Raw genomic sequence first — 16245 nt, 5'->3', positions numbered from 1 at the left:
AGTATCCGCCACCAGATAACCTGGCTTGCGTCAAGGGCCCGGGAAGGCGCCCGCCGCTACCGCCGGGGGGAGATCGCAGCCGTGCTGAGGATTCTTCTGACCATCGTCCTTCCGCTCGCGCTGTGGGTGTGGGCGTTCATCGACTGCCTGGTGACGCCCGAGGGCGAGGTGAAGCACCTGCCGAAGCCGATCTGGCTGATCATCGTGCTGCTCTTCCCGCCACTGGGCCCGATCGCCTGGCTGGTGGCCGGCAAGCGGCGCGGCTTCCTGCCGACCGGCGCGCCGGACGGGCGGTCGGCCGCCGACGGGCAGCCTGGGTACGGCGGCGGCACGCGGGGCGGGCGTCCGCTGGCGCCGGACGACGATCCGGAGTTCCTCGCGTCCCTCGGAAACGGGTCGTTGAAGGGGAACGACAAGGATCACGAGGACATGCTCAAGCAGTGGGAGGCCGATCTGCGCCGCCGGGAGCGGGATCTGCGCGGCGGGGACGAGCCCGAGGACGGACGAAAGAGCTGATCGGAGCGGCTCGGCCGGTCCCCCGGACAGCCCACCCGGGCAGCCGCGGGTGGGCTGCGGCGTTTTTGGCGCTTCCCTACGACTGGGGACCCTCTGACACGAATCGGCCCGTTCCCGGCCTCGCGATTGAGTGACGCTTTAGCCGTACCCTAGACGGCCGTCCTACAGTGCTGTGAGACAGCCCTGACCTGCGCTTTTCTTCATGTTCAGATCATCGGACCATCATCCGCCCGACAACCCTCAGCATTCGAACGGACACCGAGCGCAACGCCTTCGACCCGACCTCTTCTGTGCAGGCCTGACAGCTAAACGAACTCGACCTTGTACGGAATCGACGCCGAAACCAGCGCACGGCCCCTCGTACAGTCATAAGTGAAGAAGTTGATTCGCAGCTGGGGGCACAGCAGACGTTGGCTGTCGGACAGTTCCCTCACCCTTGGAGTGGTTCGAGATGACGGTTGTGCATGAGGCGCCGGTCGGCGGCGAGGTCCCCGAGGTCCCGGTCGACGCCAAGGGGCGGGTCGCCGAGCTCCACGAGCTCCGCGAGAAGGTGCGTCGCGGCCCGAGCGAGAAGGCCACGGAGGCCCAGCACGCGAAGGGCAAGCTGACCGCTCGCGAGCGCATCGAGCTGCTGCTGGACGAGGGCTCCTTCCGCGAGGTCGAGCCGCTGCGCCGGCACCGCGCCCAGGGCTTCGGCCTGGAGGCCAAGAAGCCGCACACCGACGGCGTGATCGTCGGCTGGGGCACCGTGCACGGGCGCACCGTGTTCACCTACGCGCACGACTTCCGGATCTTCGGCGGCGCCCTGGGCGAGGCCCACGCGCAGAAGATCCACAAGATCATGGACATGGCCATCGCGGCCGGTGCCCCGCTGGTCTCGCTGAACGACGGCGCCGGCGCCCGCATCCAGGAGGGCGTCACCGCCCTGGCCGGTTACGGCGGCATCTTCCAGCGCAACACCAAGGCCTCCGGCGTCATCCCGCAGATCTCGGTGATGCTCGGCCCGTGCGCCGGCGGCGCCGCGTACTCCCCCGCGCTGACCGACTTCGTCTTCATGGTCCGCGAGACCTCGCAGATGTTCATCACCGGCCCGGACGTGGTCCAGGCGGTGACCGGCGAGAAGATCAGCCAGAACGGCCTGGGCGGCGCCGACGTGCACGCCGGCGTCTCGGGCGTGTCGCACTTCGTCTACGACGACGAGCAGTCCTGCATCGAGGAGGTCCGCTACCTCCTGTCGCTGCTGCCGCAGAACAACCGCGAGATGCCGCCGTCCGTGGTCAGCGAGGACCCGGTCGAGCGCCGCAACGACAGCCTGCTGGACCTGGTGCCCGCCGACGGCAACCGCCCGTACGACATGCGCAAGGTGATCGAGGAGATCGTCGACCACGGCGAGTACCTGGAGGTCCACGAGCGCTGGGCGACCAACGTGCTGTGCGTGCTGGCCCGGGTCGACGGCCACGTCACCGGAATCATCGCCAACCAGCCGCAGTCGCTGGCCGGCGTGCTGGACATCAACGCCAGCGAGAAGGCCGCACGCTTCGTCCAGATGTGCGACGCTTTCAACGTCCCGCTGGTCACCCTGCTGGACGTCCCCGGCTTCCTGCCCGGTGTCGACCAGGAGCACGGTGGCATCATCCGGCACGGCGCCAAGCTGCTGTACGCGTACTGCAACGCCACCGTGCCGCGCATCTCGCTGATCCTGCGCAAGGCCTACGGCGGCGCCTACATCGTGATGGACTCCCGCTCCATCGGCGCGGACCTGTCCTACGCCTGGCCGACCAACGAGATCGCGGTGATGGGTGCCGAGGGCGCCGCCAACGTCATCTTCCGCCGCGAGATCAACGGCGCCGAGGACCCGGACGCCATGCGCGCCCAGAAGATCAAGGAATACAAGAGCGAGCTGATGCACCCGTACTACGCGGCCGAGCGCGGCCTCGTGGACGACGTCATCGACCCGGCCGAGACGCGCCAGGTGATCGCCTCCGCGCTGGCCATGCTCCGCACCAAGCACGCCGACCTGCCCAGCCGCAAGCACGGCAACCCGCCGATGTAGCAGCGCTGTTCGCAGCAGCGGGCCGCGCCGAGCGCCACCACACACCACAGCAACAGCAACAGCAACAGCAACCGGGGGAGAAACCAGGACATGACCGCTTCCGCCGAACCCCTCGTCCGCATCGTCCGCGGCAACCTCTCCGACGAGGAACTCGCCGCCCTCACCGCCGTTCTGGCGGCCCGCGCGGCCGTCGCCCAGCAGGCCGCGGCCGCCGCGCAGGTCGAGCCGATCGCCCGCTGGCAGCGGCTTGAGCGCCGCCCGGCCTACTACTCGCCGGTCAGCTGGCAGCAGGCCGCCTGACGGTTCCGGGCCTCACCCGACGGCCGGTCACCCCATCCGGGTGGCCGGCCGTCGGGCCGTTCGGGCGGTTCGGGCCGCACCCTCGGGCCGGACCGGGGCGTGCGCGCACTTGTTCGTACCCGTCCGATCGGGCCCGGAGCGGCTCGGTAGGATACCTACCGGACGGTTCGCGCCCGTCTGCCCCGTCGGCCCCCATAGGATCGGCCGCTGCCGAGGTACAGAACTTTCCAGGGAGGCTGCGATGGCCAGGCAGGCCCGCGCGCTGGCGACCCGCCAGGCGGTACTCCTCGCGGCGGCCGAGGTGTTCGACGAGCGGGGCTACGCCGCCGCCACGATGTCCGAGATCCTGGACCGGGCCGGCGTCACCAAGGGCGCGCTGTACTTCCACTTCCACTCCAAGGAGGAGCTGGCGCTCGCCGTGATCGAGGGCCAGGGCGCCTGGATCGCCTCCTGGGTGCCGTCCTCGGACAGCCCGGTGCAGACCCTGATCGACCTCGGGTACGCGTTCGCCCGCGCGCTCCAGGAGGACCCGCTGGTGCGCGGCAGCATCCGGCTGACCATCGAGCACGGCAGCTTCACCCAGCCGCAGATCGCCGCCTACCAGGGCTGGATGGACCTGGTCCGCGAGCTGCTGGAGCGCGCCCGGGAGGCCGGGGACCTCCACCCGGGGATCGACCTGGTGGCCGCTTCCGGGGTGATCACCGGCGCGGTGACCGGGATCCAGCTGAGCTCCCAGGTGCTGGCCGACCGGCAGGACCTGATCCAGCGGATGGCCGACCTGTGGACGCTGCTGCTGCCGGGGCTGGTCCAGCCGCACGCGCTCGCCCGGCTGAGCGTCGCCGAGCGCGGCTGAGCGTCGCCCACCGCGGCCCACCGCGGCCCACCGCGGCGACCGCGGCTGACCGCTCAGACCCGGTAGCCCGCGCAGCCCTCCGGCCCCACCAGAGCCGGCAGCACGGCCGCCCAGAGCCGCCGTACGGCCTCCGGCGCCGGGCGCCCGAACCGGTCGGCGGCCAGCAGCACCTGGCCCGCCACCACCGCGGTGAGCAGCTCGGCGCAGGCGCGCCGGTCCGCCCCCGGGCGCAGCTCGCCGGCCCGCTCGGCGCGGTCCAGCAGGCGGTGGACGACGGCGGTGAGGCTGCGCCAGGTGGCGTCCGGTCCGGCGGCGCAGTCGTCCGGTCGCGGTCCCCGGCGGCCGAGCCGGACGCCGGCCCGCACCACCACGTCCTCGCGCAGCAGCCGGGCCAGCTCGTACGAGAAGTCGATCAGCCCCTGGACGGCCCGGCCCTCGGCGCGCAGGGCGCGCAGCGCGGCCGAGCCGATCTCCCGCCCGGCGGCGGCCCGCACTCCGTCGGCCAGGGCCTGCTTGGAGACGAAGTGGAAGTAGAGGGCGCCCTTGCTCACCCCGGCCCGGCGACTGATGTCGACCAGGCTGGCGGCCTCGAATCCGGCCTGCGCGAAGGTGTCCGCGGCCGCGAGCAGCACGGCCTGCCTGGTCCGCCCCGCGCGTTCCTGCTTGACCACTGACCCCTCCGGACTCCGCCGGTCGCGCTCCCCGCCCCACCCGGCTGCTGTCGGCGCGCCCCTCGGTCGGTGGCGGCGCCTCGCATGCGGACGGCACTCGCCGAAACCGCATGGTTGGTATCTAATCTAGCGCCTGTGTCGCCCCCGCCGTCCAGCGGGGACCGCCCCCCGCCCAAGGTCTGCCCTCCCCGTTTCAGGCATCACCGCAGACCAGGGGCCGGGTAGCGTGGTCAGCCCGGGCACTGCAACGGGGTCACCCCCAGTCGCAGAAGACAAACCGGGTGGTATGTATGTTTTGCTGTGGGGCGTCCGTAGCGGCCGCTCGACCGAGACCCTGGAGCTGGGGCCAGTCATGCCATTGATCGTAGAACCGGACGTTCACGGCCCGTACGCCCACCCCGGCTCCGGCGTACACCCGAGCGCGGGCCCCGGTTCCGGCTACGACTTCCACGACCGGACCGTCTCCCGGCACCTGGTGCACCGCGCCTCCGTCTCCGAGGTCTTCCTCACCGGCTGGCAGGCCACCGGCCCGTACGACTTCCTGCTCGGCGCCCAGTGGCCCCGGCTGCACGGCTTCTACCGGCTCCCCGGGGACCGCTACCACGACCCGGTGCTGATGGCCGAGACCGTCCGGCAGGCCGGGCTGCTGGTCGGCCACGCCGGCTTCGGGGTGCCGCGCGACCACCACTTCGTCATGGAGGACCTCGGCTACGCGCTCGGCGAGGCGGGCCTGCCGGGCCTCGCCGTCACCGCCGGACCGGCCTCGCTGATGCTCACCGTCGGCTGCCAGGACGTCCGGATGCGGCACGGCCGGCTCGCCTCGCTGCGGGTGCACGCCGAGATCACCCGGGACGGCCGGCGGATCGGCCACGGCTCCGGCCAGCTGCGGGTGGTCACCCCCGCCTCGTACGAGCGGCTGCGCGGCCCCGGCCGGGGCGTCGTCACGCCGCTGCTGCCGCCGGAGCCCGCCGCGCCCGAACTCGTCGGCCGGGCGCAGCCCGCGGACGTGGTGCTCAGCCCGACCCTGCGGCCGGACACCTGGCTGCTGCGCGCCGACGCCGGGCACCCGGTGCTGTTCGACCACGAGCTGGACCACGTGCCCGGGATGCTGGTCCTGGAGGCCGCCCGGCAGGCCGCCCAGCGGCTGCACCACCCCGAGCCGGTGGTGCCGGTCGAGCTGGTGACCTCCTTCGACCGCTACATCGAACTGGACCGGCCCTGCTTCGTACGGGCCGTCCGCGAGCAGTCGTCGGACGGCCGCCGCACCCCCGTCCTGGTCCGGTTGCTCCAGGACGGGCGGACGGCGGCCGAGTGCCGGCTGCTCACCGAGCCGGTCGACGGTCCACGGGTGCCGGTCCGGCGGGACGCCTTCGACGGCCGCCCCGCCGTTCCCGGCCTGCTGCCGCTGGCCAGCTGAGCCCGTCAGGCGGGCCGGTGCCCCGTCAGGCGGCCACCAGGGTGGCCGGCCGCCCGGCGTGCATCACGCTGAGGTTGGCCGCCAGCCGGACCGGGTCCTGGGCCAGCCAGAGCCGCAGCGCCGCACCCAGGGCCGCGCTGGCCGACTCGATCCGGACGTCGGTGATCTGGGCGATCCGGGCCGCGCCGGGCACCAGCAGGTCGGCCAGAGCGGTCGGCAGCCAGACGGTCAGCGCGCACGGCGCAGGCATCGCGAGGGCGCTCAGCAGCCGGTAGGCGTCCCCCGGTGCGCTGAGCGTGGGGATGATGTCCAGCAGAGCGTCGGCCACCACTTCGGACACGTCGCTCCGGTGTCCCTGGGCGAGCCGTCGGAGCAGCAGTTGCTCGGCGGCGGTGATTCGGACGGTCAGCATGACCTCGTCGCACTCCATTGCGCGATTTCCTCCTCGTTCCTCCCCGTACCGGCACGGACGGCCGGCACGAACTACCCCTGTCGCACCTCGGCCCGGCTACTTCCTGCGGAAAGCCGGGCCGGTCGGTGCGCCGCCCCGGTCAGATCCCCGCGTACGAGTGCTTGCCGGTGACGAAGATGTTCACGCCGTAGTAGTTGAAGAGCCAGCAGCCGAAGGCCGCCAGCGCCAGGTACGCGGCCTTGCGGCCCTTCCAGCCGGCCGTCGCGCGGGCGTGCAGGTAGCAGGCGTAGGCGACCCAGGTGATGAACGACCAGGTCTCCTTCGGGTCCCACTCCCAGTACTTGCCCCAGGCGGCCTCGGCCCAGATCGCGCCCGCGATGATGGTGAACGTCCACAGCGGGAAGACCAGGGCGTTGATCCGGTAGGACAGCTTGTCGAAGGTGGACGCGGCGGGCAGCCGGCGCCAGATCGACGGCGAGGTGCCCAGCGGGCCGGTGGTCAGGCCGGCCGCCATCCGCTTGTCGAAGGAGTCCTTGCCGATGTACAGCAGGGTGGCGATGAACGCCGCGTAGAAGGCGCCGCCGCAGAAGATCGCGGTGGAGACATGGATCGCCAGCCAGTACGAGTGCAGCGCGGGGACGAGCTGCTCGGAGTCGGTGTACAGCACCTGGGTCGCGATGCCGAGCGTCAGCAGCACGGCGACGGTGACCGGCAGGCCGAGCCAGCGGACGTTCTTCCGCGCGGCCAGCAGGACCACGTACGCGGCCGTCATCGCGAAGGCGAAGGCGCACGAGAACTCGTACATGTTGCCCCACGGCCAGCGGGACACCGAGAGGCCTCGGGCGACGATGCCGCCGCCGTGCAGCAGCAGCGCCAGGACGGTGAGCGAGATCGCGATGCGGCCGGCCAGGTCGGCCTTCTCACTGGTGCCGGCCGCGCCCGGGCCGTCCACGTCGTCGTCGCCGCGCCCGCCGGTGACCACCGTCGCGCCCTCGCCCGCCAGGACGGTGCGGGTGAGCGTGGTGGTGCCGCCCTTCGCCCCGGCCACGGTGACGGTGACCTTCTTGGCGGCCTTGGGCTCCGCGGCGGCGAGGGTCTCGGCCAGGTTGCCCGACTGCTCCTTGGAGCGGACGGCGACCGCGCCCTTGCTGCCGAACGTCCACTCGAACATGTGGGCGAACATGGCGATCGTGTAGACCGCCATCGCCGAATAGATCAGCTTGTTGGAGAGGTCGGCCATCTGTGGGTCGACTCCCGAGGCGAGATGCACCGTCTACTCCTTGGAGTTCTGGTCGGCAGGGACTGCGGGGTCTGAGGCCTCGGCCTCGGCTTCTACCTCGGCTTCGGCTTCCGCGGCTTCGTCCTCCTCCGACGCCGGGGCGTCGTCCTGGAGGTCCACCGCGAGTTCGGCCAGCTCCTCGGCGATCTTCGCCGACTCGCTGCGGGCCAGGCCGGCCAGCTCCACCTGGGTGCCGCCGCCCGGCAGGGCCACCGCCCGCACCCAGATCCGGCGGCGCTGGATGAACAGCGAGCCGATCAGGCCGAGGATCGCCAGGACGGCGCCGGTCAGCGCGATCGCGTTGCCGGGGCGGTGCGAGACGTTGAAGCTCGCCCACTGCTTGTAGCCCTCGAAGGTGACGCTGCCGTAGCCGTTCGGCAGTTCCCAGGCCTGGCCGGGCTTGAGCAGCGCCTTGGCCGGCTGGTCGTCCTGCTTCATCTGGGTGAGCCTGGAGGTGTTCAGCTGGTAGATGTTCTGCGGCAGGCCGGAGTCGGTGCCGAGGTCGCCGGAGAAGGCGTTCAGCACCAGCTCGGGGGCGGCGTCACCGGGGAACAGCGAGATCGGGCCGGTGCCCGCGAAGCTCAGCGGGGCGGTCGGCAGGAAGAAGCCGGAGAAGCCCAGCTGGGTCTTGTTGCCGTCCGGGCCCACGCCGTAGTCGGAGACCTTCACCACGCCGGTCGAGGTCAGGTTGGCGTCCTGCGGCAGGAACGGCACGACGTCGTGGTAGACCACGTCGCCCTTGCCGTTGCGCACGGTGAGGACCGGGGCGTAGCCGTGGCCGATCAGGTAGACCTTGCTGCCGCCGATCTCCAGCGGGTGGTTGACCTCGATCGTGCCCTTCTTCAGCTTCGACTCGTCGCTGCCCTGGTAGTACTCGACGTTCGCGGTGAACTGCCGGGCGGCGCCCATCTGGTCGCCGGTGTTCTGGAACTTGGACGTGAAGTCGTCGAGCTTCAGGTAGAAGGGGTCGAGGTCCTGGTTGCCGTAGAACCGGGTGCCGGTGAAGTCGTCGAGCTGGGTGATGGTGTTGGAGTAGCCCTGACCCTCGACCATCAGCTTGCCGCCGGTGCCGGAGGCCAGGCTGGCCCAGGCGAAGCCGCCGAGCAGCGCGAACAGCGACAGGTGGAACAGCAGGTTGCCGACCTCGCGCAGGTAGCCCTTCTCGGCGGCCACCGAGCCGCCGGACAGGTTGGCGCGGAAGCCGCGCTTGCGCAGCAGCCGGTGGGCGGCGGCGTTCACCTGCTCCGGGTCCGCCCCGGTGCGCCAGGCCGCGTACACCGGCATCCGGGTCAGGTTGCGGGGCGCGGACGGCGGCTGGGAGCGCAGCACGCCGACGAACTGCCAGGTGCGCGGGACGATGCAGCCGGCCAGCGAGACGAACAGCAGGATGTAGATCGCGGAGAACCAGACCGAGCTGTAGACGTCGAACAGCTGGAGCTTCTCGTAGATCGGCGCGACCGCGGTGTGCTGCGCCTTCCAGGTCTGCACCTTGAACTGGTTCTGGCCGTTCTGCGGGATCAACGAGCCCGGGATGGCGGCCAGCGACAGCAGGAACAGCAGGATCAGGGCGACCCGCATCGAGGTCAGCTGGCGCCACATCCAGCGCACCCAGCCGAGCACCCCTATGCCGGTCGGCCCCTCGGACTCGACCGGCGCGGTGCTGAGCCGCTCGGCGGCGGTGTCGTCGTCCGGTGCCGGGGGCAGCTCGGTATCGGTCGTGGTCTTGCTCACGGTCAGATTCCGATCTGGGAGTCGGCGGTCCAGGACTGCAGTTCGCTCATCCAGGAATCCCAGATCCCGGTGACGAGCAGCAGACCGACCGCGACGAGCATGCCGCCGCCGATCCGCATGACGAGCGGGTAGTGCCGCTTGACCCACCCGAAGGCACCCAGCGCCCGGCGGAACGCCAGCGCGGCCACGATGAACGGTACGCCGAGGCCCAGGCAGTAGAAGGTCATCAGCAGGGCCCCGCGCGCCGCGTCCGCCTGGTTCAGGGACAGGGTCTGGACGGCGGCCAGGGTCGGGCCGATGCAGGGCGTCCAGCCGACGCCGAACACCATGCCCAGCAGCGGCGCGCCGAGCAGGCCGACGGCCGGGCGGCGGTGCGAGCGCACCTCGCGCATGCTCAGGCCGGGGACGAGGCCCATGAAGGCCAGGCCCATCACCACGGTGAGCGAGCCGAGCACGATCGAGATGACCCGCTTGTGTTCCTGCAGGGTGTTGCCGAACTGGCCGAACAGCGCCCCGCCGGAGACGAAGACGACGGTGAAGCCGAGGATGAACAGCGTCGCCCCGAGCAGCATCCGGCCGCGCTTGGCACCGCGGGCGTCGGCGAGGTCGGCGGCGGAGAAGCCGGTCACGTACGACAGGTAGCCGGGCACCAGCGGCAGCACGCAGGGCGAGAAGAACGACACCAGTCCGGCCGCGAGCGCGATCGGGGCCGCGGCCAGCAGCGCACCGCTCTGCACGGTGGTGAAGGTGTCGGCCAGCGGGAGGCCGGCCTGCAGTGGCCCACTCACCGCTGCTGCTCCGCGACCACCGGCTGGACGATCGACTCCAGCGCCTCCTGGGTCGTCCCGCCGACGGCGCGGGCGGCGAGCTTGCCGTCGCGGTCGACGATCAGGGTGGTCGGGATGGACTGCGGGTTGAGGCTGCCCCTGGGGAACTTGAGCAGCTGGGTGCCCGCCGGGTCGAAGATGCTCGGGAAGGCGACGCCCTGCTCCTGCTCGAAGCGGACGGCGTTGGTCTTGTCGGTGTCCCTGGTGTTGATGCCCAGGAACTGGACGCCCTTGTCCTTGTACTCGTCCGCGACGGCCTGGAGGTTCTTCGCCTCGGCCCGGCACGGCCCGCACCAGGAGCCCCACACGTTCAGCACCACGACCTTGCCCCGGTAGTCCGAGAGCTTGACCTGGTTGCCCTCCAGGGTCTCCCCGGAGATGTCCGGGGCGTCCCCGCGCTCGCCGATGTCCGCCTTCGACAGGTTGGTCCCCTTGACGGTGACGAAGCCGACCTGGCCTTCGCCGCTGCTCGACGAGCCCGAGGAGGAACAGCCGGTGAGGACGAGCGCAGCGGCGGCGACTGTGGCGGCGGCTGCGGCGACACGGGGACGAGGGCGCGTCATGGCAGACATGTGAAAAGTTTCGCATGGAGTTCCGGGCGGGTTCGGGGGGGTCCTCCCTTGCGCGTCGCACCCACTCTGACCTGCAAAGACTTCGGGCCACCCGGCGCTCGCCAGGTGACCCGAAGTCATACTTACGCACCGCTTACGGGCGTCAGGCGCCGAAGCTCTTGCCCACCGGCTTGTCGCCCTTGCGGCCCTTGCCCACCAGGTGCGCGGGCAGCAGGTCGCGGGCCGGCTCGCGGTAGCCGACCGAGACGATCCGGTCGCCCTCGAAGGTGAAGCTGGTCAGCGAGGCCAGCGAGCACTGCCGGTTGCGCGGGTCGTGCCAGAGCCGGCGGCGCTCGACGAAGGAGCGGACGATCCAGATCGGCAGCTGGTGGCTGACGCAGACCGCCTCGTGCCCGCGGGCGGCGTCCCGGGCCGCGCCGAGCGCGCCCATCATCCGCACCACCTGGTCGAGGTACGGCTCGCCCCAGGACGGCTTGAACGGGTTGGTGAGGTACTTCCAGTAGCCCGGGTTGCGCAGCGAGCCGTCGCCGACGCCGAAGGTCTTGCCCTCGAAGACGTTCTCCGCCTCGATCAGCCGCTCGTCCGCCGCGACGTCCAGGCCGTGCGCCTTGGCGATCGGCGCGGCGGTCTCCTGGGCCCGCTCCAGCGGGGAGGCCACCACGTGGGTGATGTCCCGGTCGGCCAGGTCCTCGGCGACCCGGTCGGCCATCTGCCGGCCCAGCTCGGACAGGTGGTAGTCGGGCAGGCGCCCGTACAGGACGCCCTCCGGGTTGTGCACCTCACCGTGGCGCATCACGTGGACGACGGTGATCTCTTTGGCGCTCACTTCTCAACTGCTCCTGTGGTCTGGAGGGGGACTCAGGCCGTCGCGGCGGCAGCGGCGCGGGCCGCGACCGGCAGGGCGGCGGCGATCCGCTCGATCGCCCGCTCGTCGTGGGTCGCCGAGACGAACCAGGACTCGAAGGCGGACGGCGGCAGGTAGACGCCCTCGGCCAGCATCGCGTGGAAGAAGGCGGTGAAACGGTACGCCTCCTGGGTCCTGGCCTCGTCGTAGTTGGTGACCGCGGCCTCGGTGAAGAACACCGAGAACATGTTCCCGGCGGTCTGCAGCCGGTGCGTCACGCCCTCCTTGGTGAGCGCCTCGGAGACCAGGCCGGAGATCTCGGCGGAAACCCGGTCCACCGTCGCGTACACCTCGTCGGTGCATCCGCGCAGCTGGGCCAGGCCGGCCGCGGTGGCGACCGGGTTCCCGGACAGGGTGCCCGCCTGGTAGACCGGGCCGGCCGGGGCCAGGTGGGCCATCACGTCGGCGCGGCCGCCGAAGGCCGCGGCCGGGAAGCCGCCGCCCATGACCTTGCCGAAGGTCAGCAGGTCCGGCGCCCAGCCCTCGTTCGCCGCCTCCAGGCCGTACCAGCCGGCCTTGGAGACGCGGAAGCCGGTCATCACCTCGTCGGAGACGAACAGCGCGCCGTTGTCACGGCAGAGCCGGGCCAGGCCCGCGTTGAAGCCGGGCAGCGGCGGCACGACGCCCATGTTGCCGGGCGAGGCCTCGGTGATCACGCAGGCGATCTCGCCCGGGTGGGCGGCGAAGGCCTGCTCGACCGCGGCCAGGTCGTTGTACGGCAGCACGATGGTGTCGCCGGCCTGGGCGCCGGTGACGCCCGGGGTGTCCGGCAGACCGAAGGTGGCCACGCCGGAACCGGCGGCGGCCAGCAGCGCGTCCACGTGACCGTGGTAGCAGCCGGCGAACTTGACCACCTTCGCCCGGCCGGTGAAGCCGCGGGCGAGCCGGATCGCGGACATGGTGGCCTCGGTGCCGGAGGAGACCAGGCGGACCTGCTCGACCGGGGCGACCCGGGCGACGATCTCCTCGGCGAGCTCGACCTCGCCCTGGCCGGGCGTGCCGAAGGAGGTGCCGAGGGCGACGGCCCGCTGGACGGCGTCGATCACGGCGGGGTTCGCGTGGCCGAGGATCATCGGACCCCACGAGCACACCAGGTCGACGTACTCGCGGCCGTCGGCGTCGGTGAGGTAGGGGCCGGTGCCGGACACCATGAAGCGCGGCGTGCCGCCGACCGCGCGGAAGGCGCGCACCGGGGAGTTGACGCCGCCGGGCGTGACCACGGAGGCGCGATCGAACAGCGACTGGGACTGGGGGGCTTCGTAGGGGTAGCTCACGTGAGACATGGTCTCAAATCGTGTCCTTGAGCTCTGCATGTCCGGCCCGATCATCTGGAACGATGATCCGGGCAGCGTTGTCTGTACGGTTGTCCATGACGGTTGTCCGTGGCGGTCGTGTACGGGCGGGGCCGCTGGCTGTTCCGGAGCACGGACCAGTCAGACTGTGTGCACAGAGCGCGACGAGCGCTCCGGTTGTGTGCAGGGGTGTGGAGAGGACTGCCGCCTACCGCGGGTGGGTACGGCGGCGCATGACGGGTAAGGAGCACGTCCGGTGCGCGCCGGACGTGCGGGGGTCTGTCGATTCCGGCGAATTCCGGTGAGGATGGTCCGAGTGTCCGAGGCGCAGGACGGCTTCGACGAGGCGGCGGGTGGCTCCCGCAGGCCCGCCGAAACCGCACGCGGGGGTACGGGAGCGGGTACGGGTCGTGGTCGTCGCGGCGGCGAGAGGCGGGGTGAGGGACGCGTGGGGGTGACCTACAAGTACTTCGGCGCACCGGACCGCGCGACCGCCGCCAGAGTCCCCACCGCCCTCGGTCCGGGCGGGCTCGGCCTGGACGCCGGCGAGCTCGGCGCACTGGGGCGGCTCGGCGACCTGATGGAGACCAGCGGCTCCCCCACCGGCCACCTCTCCACCAAGATCAAACCCGAGACCATGAGCGCCATGGTCCTCACCGGCATCCAGGGCGTCCCGCTGCACCAGGTGCCGCCGCTGGAACTCGTCGTGCTGCACCCCGACTACGCCGTCGTCCAACTCCCCCACAACGTGGTCGAACCGCTGCGCAAGGCGGACGAGACGGAACTCGGCGCCGCCGCCTTCATCTGGTCCACCGTCCCCGACCGCCGCGGTCCGCGCGACGCCTTCGTGATCTATACGATGCTGCACGAATGGCAGGACTTCGCGAACCGGCTGCACGAGGCCGGGCACCAGCTGTACTGCCTCGTCTGGCCGTAACAGAGGCACAAACCGGGGGAAAACTTCATGACTTACGCAGCACCGGCCGCGGGAGCTCCCTCCCGCGGCCGGTTCGAAGCCGTCTACCCGCTGCTGCTCATGGGCGTCGGGCTGGCGTGCACCTGGTGGTCGGCCGGCGAAGTCCGGGACGTCCAGCGCATGCTGAGCAAGTGCCACGACAGTGACGGCGCCCCCGGGTACATCCTCCCGCTCGACTGGACCGGCGTGGCGCTGGGCGCCGTCGCCGTCGGCTGGGCCGTCTGGATCGTCGCGGCCGCCTTCCGGCGGCGGTCGGTGGTGCCGGTGGGCTGCCTGCACGCCGCGCTGGCAGCCCTGTTGCCGGTCCTGGTGCTCGTTCTCGCGCTCCAGGTCGTCAGCGCGGGGGACGACGGCGACTACACCCACCACCGCCACCACTACTGCTCCGGCTGACGTCGATCTCCCTGCGGACTCCCGTAGTTGACGGTCGGCCGGAGTACCACCGCCGCCAGGACCAGCGCCACCGCGAGCAGCCCGGCGGCCACCGTGAAGGCGAGCCGGAAGCCGCCGGTGAGCGCCTCGGCCGCGGGGTGCCCGGCGGCGGCGAGGGCCCCGGCACGGCCGTCGGCGAGGGTGGTGAGCACCGCGACGCCGAGCGCGCCGCCGACCTGCTGGGTGGTGTTGAACAGGCCGGAGGCGGTGCCCGCGTCCTCCGGGCCGGCGCCGGACATGCCGAGCACCGCGAGCGCGGAGAGCACCAGCCCGCCGCCGCCGATCAGCAGCATGGTCGGCAGCAGGTGGACGGGGTAGTCGGCGTCGGCCGGCAGCCGGGCCAGCAGGCCGAGCGCGACGACCAGCATCGCGAGGCCCGCGAGCAGCACCGCGCGCTCGCCGAACCGGGCGCCCAACCGGGCGGAGAGCAGCAGGGACACCGCGCCGATGGCGACCGCCGCGGGGAGCATCGCGAGACCGGTGGCGGCGGCGCCGTAGCCGAGGACCTGCTGCAGGTAGAGGGCGACCAGGATCTGGAAGCCGAACATCCCGGAGATGGTCAGGAGTTGCACGGCGTTGGCGCCGGAGACGCTGCGGGAGCGGAACATCCGCAGTGGCAGCAGGGGTTGGGCGGCCCGGGCCTGACGGAGCAGGAAGGCGGCCAGCAGGGCGAGCGAGAGCCCGCCGAGGCCGAGGGTGCGGGCGGAGGTCCAGCCGTGGGCGCCGGTGCCGACGATGGTGTAGATGCCGAGCATCAGGGCGGCGGTGATCAGCGCGGCGCCCAGGGCGTCGGCGCCGGCCCCCAGGCCCGGGCCGCGGTCGGGCGCCAGCACCCGGGCGGCCAGCAGGACGGCGGCGAGGCCGAGCGGCAGGTTGATCAGGAAGATCCAGTGCCAGCTGAGGGCCTGGGTGAGCACTCCGCCGAGGACCTGTCCGATCGAGGCGCCGGCCGCGCCGACGAAGCTGAACGCGCCGATCGCGCGGCCGCGCTCGCCCGGCTCGGGGAAGAGCGTGACGACCATGCCGAGGCTGACCGCCGAGGCCATCGCGCCGCCGACGCCCTGGAGGAAGCGGGCGGCGATCAGCATCCCCTGCCCGGTGGCGACGGCGCAGAGCAGCGAGGCGGCGGTGAAGAGGGCGAGTCCGGCGACGAAGACGCGCTTGCGGCCGATCAGGTCGCCGAGCCGGCCGGCCAGCAGGAGCAGTCCGCCGAAGGCGATCAGATAGGCGTTGACCGTCCAGGTGAGGTCGGCGGGCGAGAAGTGCAGGTCGTCCTGGATGGCGGGCAGTGCCACGGTGACGATCGAACCGTCCAGGACGATCATCAGCATGCTGGCGCAGAGCACCGCGAGGGCCAGTGCGCGGGGGCGGGCGGGGGCCGCGGGCGCCGTGTCGGGCGCGGCCGGGGCGTGCGTGGTCATGGCGGGTCTCCCGGTTCGTCGAGTGCCGGGAAGGACGCTATCAGATTGTTTTGTTCGGGACTATCTACCTCGGGAGGAGATGCTGAGGGGTTTCAGCCACGGGAACGACGGGCGCGGCGGACGGTCCGTTCGCTCTCGACCGGCTCCGCCAGGTGCCCGTCCACCAGGTGGGTCAGGGCGGAGACGAAGACCTCCTGCTCTGGCCGCGGCAGCGACTCCAGCAGCTCGCGGTGGACCCGGTCGGCGATCGCGGTGCCCTGCTCGACGGCACGCCCGCCCGCCTCGGTGACCGAGATGATCCGGGCCCGGCGGTCGGTGGCGGACGGGCGGCGCTCGGCCAGGCCCGCCTTCTCCAGCTCGTCGACGGTGACCACCATGGTGGTCTTGTCCAGGTCCGCCAGCTCGGCCAGCTGGATCTGGGTGCGCTCGGCCTCCTGCGCGTGGAACAGCACGCAGTACGCACGGGGGGTGATCCCGAGCTCGGTGAAGGCGGCCGCCATCCGGGTCGCCAGCACGTGGCTCGCGTGGTCCAGCAGGCCGGAGATGTCGCGGATCTGGCGCACGGGTGGGGTCGTCGTCATGCGTCCGA

General features: G+C 71.8%; 17 protein-coding genes. 7 read left to right on the top strand and 10 right to left on the bottom strand.

Annotation, left to right across the window (positions count from 1 at the left end; all coding sequences use genetic code 11):
* Positions 1-81: 81 nt before the first annotated feature.
* From ACIG5E_RS06170 to ACIG5E_RS06155, 4 genes are all read left to right on the top strand, one after another.
* Positions 82-516, top strand: a complete 435-nt coding sequence (locus ACIG5E_RS06170; protein WP_396531827.1) for a PLD nuclease N-terminal domain-containing protein — start codon at positions 82-84, stop codon at positions 514-516.
* A gap of 451 nt (positions 517-967) precedes the next feature.
* Positions 968-2569 carry an acyl-CoA carboxylase subunit beta gene (locus ACIG5E_RS06165; RefSeq protein WP_396531825.1) on the top strand — a complete coding sequence of 534 codons (1602 nt, stop codon included), beginning with the start codon at positions 968-970 and terminating at the stop codon, positions 2567-2569.
* Positions 2570-2659: 90 nt separating this feature from the next.
* Positions 2660-2869, top strand: coding sequence for an acyl-CoA carboxylase epsilon subunit (locus ACIG5E_RS06160; protein ID WP_396531823.1), 210 nt, complete (start codon positions 2660-2662; stop codon positions 2867-2869).
* 241 nt (positions 2870-3110) lie between these two features.
* Positions 3111-3722 (top strand): ScbR family autoregulator-binding transcription factor, encoded by a 612-nt coding sequence (locus ACIG5E_RS06155; protein ID WP_396531821.1) that lies wholly within the window; start codon positions 3111-3113, stop codon positions 3720-3722.
* A 53-nt stretch (positions 3723-3775) separates the two neighbouring features.
* Here the strand turns inward: ACIG5E_RS06155 and ACIG5E_RS06150 are convergent, their stop codons facing one another.
* Complete coding sequence (locus tag ACIG5E_RS06150) at positions 3776-4393, bottom strand: ScbR family autoregulator-binding transcription factor (RefSeq protein ID WP_396531819.1); 618 nt, start codon at positions 4391-4393, stop codon at positions 3776-3778.
* 352 nt (positions 4394-4745) lie between these two features.
* On the opposite strand from ACIG5E_RS06150, the gene ACIG5E_RS06145 reads away from it, so the two are divergent.
* Positions 4746-5810 (top strand): ScbA/BarX family gamma-butyrolactone biosynthesis protein, encoded by a 1065-nt coding sequence (locus ACIG5E_RS06145; protein ID WP_396531817.1) that lies wholly within the window; start codon positions 4746-4748, stop codon positions 5808-5810.
* A 25-nt stretch (positions 5811-5835) separates the two neighbouring features.
* Here the strand turns inward: ACIG5E_RS06145 and ACIG5E_RS06140 are convergent, their stop codons facing one another.
* The 7 genes from ACIG5E_RS06140 to hemL form a co-directional block, all read right to left on the bottom strand.
* Positions 5836-6240: a hypothetical protein gene (locus ACIG5E_RS06140; RefSeq protein WP_396531815.1), complete on the bottom strand. Its 405-nt coding sequence runs from the start codon at positions 6238-6240 to the stop codon at positions 5836-5838.
* 121 nt (positions 6241-6361) lie between these two features.
* Positions 6362-7492 (bottom strand): c-type cytochrome biogenesis protein CcsB, encoded by a 1131-nt coding sequence (gene ccsB, locus ACIG5E_RS06135; protein WP_396531813.1) that lies wholly within the window; start codon positions 7490-7492, stop codon positions 6362-6364.
* Positions 7493-7495: 3 nt separating this feature from the next.
* Complete coding sequence (locus ACIG5E_RS06130) at positions 7496-9232, bottom strand: cytochrome c biogenesis protein ResB (RefSeq protein WP_396531811.1); 1737 nt, start codon at positions 9230-9232, stop codon at positions 7496-7498.
* Between the two features lie 2 nt (positions 9233-9234).
* Positions 9235-10020, bottom strand: coding sequence for a cytochrome c biogenesis CcdA family protein (locus ACIG5E_RS06125; protein WP_396531809.1), 786 nt, complete (start codon positions 10018-10020; stop codon positions 9235-9237).
* On the bottom strand, positions 10017-10622 hold the full coding sequence (locus ACIG5E_RS06120) for a TlpA family protein disulfide reductase (RefSeq protein ID WP_396531808.1): 606 nt from the start codon (positions 10620-10622) through the stop codon (positions 10017-10019). Before ACIG5E_RS06120 ends, ACIG5E_RS06125 begins: the two co-directional genes overlap by 4 nt.
* A 151-nt stretch (positions 10623-10773) precedes the next feature.
* Complete coding sequence (locus ACIG5E_RS06115) at positions 10774-11424, bottom strand: histidine phosphatase family protein (RefSeq protein WP_396531916.1); 651 nt, start codon at positions 11422-11424, stop codon at positions 10774-10776.
* A gap of 65 nt (positions 11425-11489) precedes the next feature.
* A complete protein-coding gene (gene hemL, locus ACIG5E_RS06110; RefSeq protein ID WP_396531806.1) occupies positions 11490-12818 on the bottom strand; it encodes a glutamate-1-semialdehyde 2,1-aminomutase in 1329 nt (442 codons plus the stop codon).
* Positions 12819-13134: 316 nt separating this feature from the next.
* Between hemL and ACIG5E_RS06105 the strand changes: the two genes are divergently transcribed.
* Both ACIG5E_RS06105 and ACIG5E_RS06100 read left to right on the top strand, forming a co-directional pair.
* Positions 13135-13764 carry a hypothetical protein gene (locus ACIG5E_RS06105; RefSeq protein WP_223886047.1) on the top strand — a complete coding sequence of 210 codons (630 nt, stop codon included), beginning with the start codon at positions 13135-13137 and terminating at the stop codon, positions 13762-13764.
* A gap of 27 nt (positions 13765-13791) precedes the next feature.
* Positions 13792-14196 carry a hypothetical protein gene (locus ACIG5E_RS06100; protein WP_396531804.1) on the top strand — a complete coding sequence of 135 codons (405 nt, stop codon included), beginning with the start codon at positions 13792-13794 and terminating at the stop codon, positions 14194-14196.
* Here ACIG5E_RS06100 and ACIG5E_RS06095 read toward each other — a convergent pair.
* Positions 14181-15656, bottom strand: coding sequence for an MFS transporter (locus ACIG5E_RS06095; protein WP_396531802.1), 1476 nt, complete (start codon positions 15654-15656; stop codon positions 14181-14183). The two genes, ACIG5E_RS06100 and ACIG5E_RS06095, sit on opposite strands and share 16 nt — an antisense overlap.
* A 92-nt stretch (positions 15657-15748) precedes the next feature.
* Positions 15749-16237 (bottom strand): MarR family winged helix-turn-helix transcriptional regulator, encoded by a 489-nt coding sequence (locus ACIG5E_RS06090; RefSeq protein ID WP_396531800.1) that lies wholly within the window; start codon positions 16235-16237, stop codon positions 15749-15751.
* Positions 16238-16245 lie beyond the last annotated feature (8 nt).

It is taken from the genome of Kitasatospora sp. NPDC053057, from assembly GCF_044546945.1.
Lineage (GTDB): Bacteria > Actinomycetota > Actinomycetes > Streptomycetales > Streptomycetaceae > Kitasatospora.
This window is presented reverse-complemented; position numbering and strand designations above follow the sequence as displayed.

Coding starts and splice junctions, on each gene's coding strand:
- ACIG5E_RS06165 (WP_396531825.1), top strand. CDS start 968: ATGACGGTTGTGCATGAGGCGCCGGTCGGCGGCGAGGTCCCCGAGGTC.
- ACIG5E_RS06160 (WP_396531823.1), top strand. CDS start 2,660: ATGACCGCTTCCGCCGAACCCCTCGTCCGCATCGTCCGCGGCAACCTC.
- ACIG5E_RS06155 (WP_396531821.1), top strand. CDS start 3,111: ATGGCCAGGCAGGCCCGCGCGCTGGCGACCCGCCAGGCGGTACTCCTC.
- ACIG5E_RS06145 (WP_396531817.1), top strand. CDS start 4,746: ATGCCATTGATCGTAGAACCGGACGTTCACGGCCCGTACGCCCACCCC.
- ACIG5E_RS06140 (WP_396531815.1), bottom strand. CDS start 6,240: ATGGAGTGCGACGAGGTCATGCTGACCGTCCGAATCACCGCCGCCGAG.
- ACIG5E_RS06120 (WP_396531808.1), bottom strand. CDS start 10,622: ATGACGCGCCCTCGTCCCCGTGTCGCCGCAGCCGCCGCCACAGTCGCC.
- ACIG5E_RS06115 (WP_396531916.1), bottom strand. CDS start 11,424: ATGCGCCACGGTGAGGTGCACAACCCGGAGGGCGTCCTGTACGGGCGC.
- hemL (WP_396531806.1), bottom strand. CDS start 12,818: ATGTCTCACGTGAGCTACCCCTACGAAGCCCCCCAGTCCCAGTCGCTG.
- ACIG5E_RS06105 (WP_223886047.1), top strand. CDS start 13,135: ATGGTCCGAGTGTCCGAGGCGCAGGACGGCTTCGACGAGGCGGCGGGT.
- ACIG5E_RS06100 (WP_396531804.1), top strand. CDS start 13,792: ATGACTTACGCAGCACCGGCCGCGGGAGCTCCCTCCCGCGGCCGGTTC.
- ACIG5E_RS06095 (WP_396531802.1), bottom strand. CDS start 15,656: ATGACCACGCACGCCCCGGCCGCGCCCGACACGGCGCCCGCGGCCCCC.
- ACIG5E_RS06090 (WP_396531800.1), bottom strand. CDS start 16,237: ATGACGACGACCCCACCCGTGCGCCAGATCCGCGACATCTCCGGCCTG.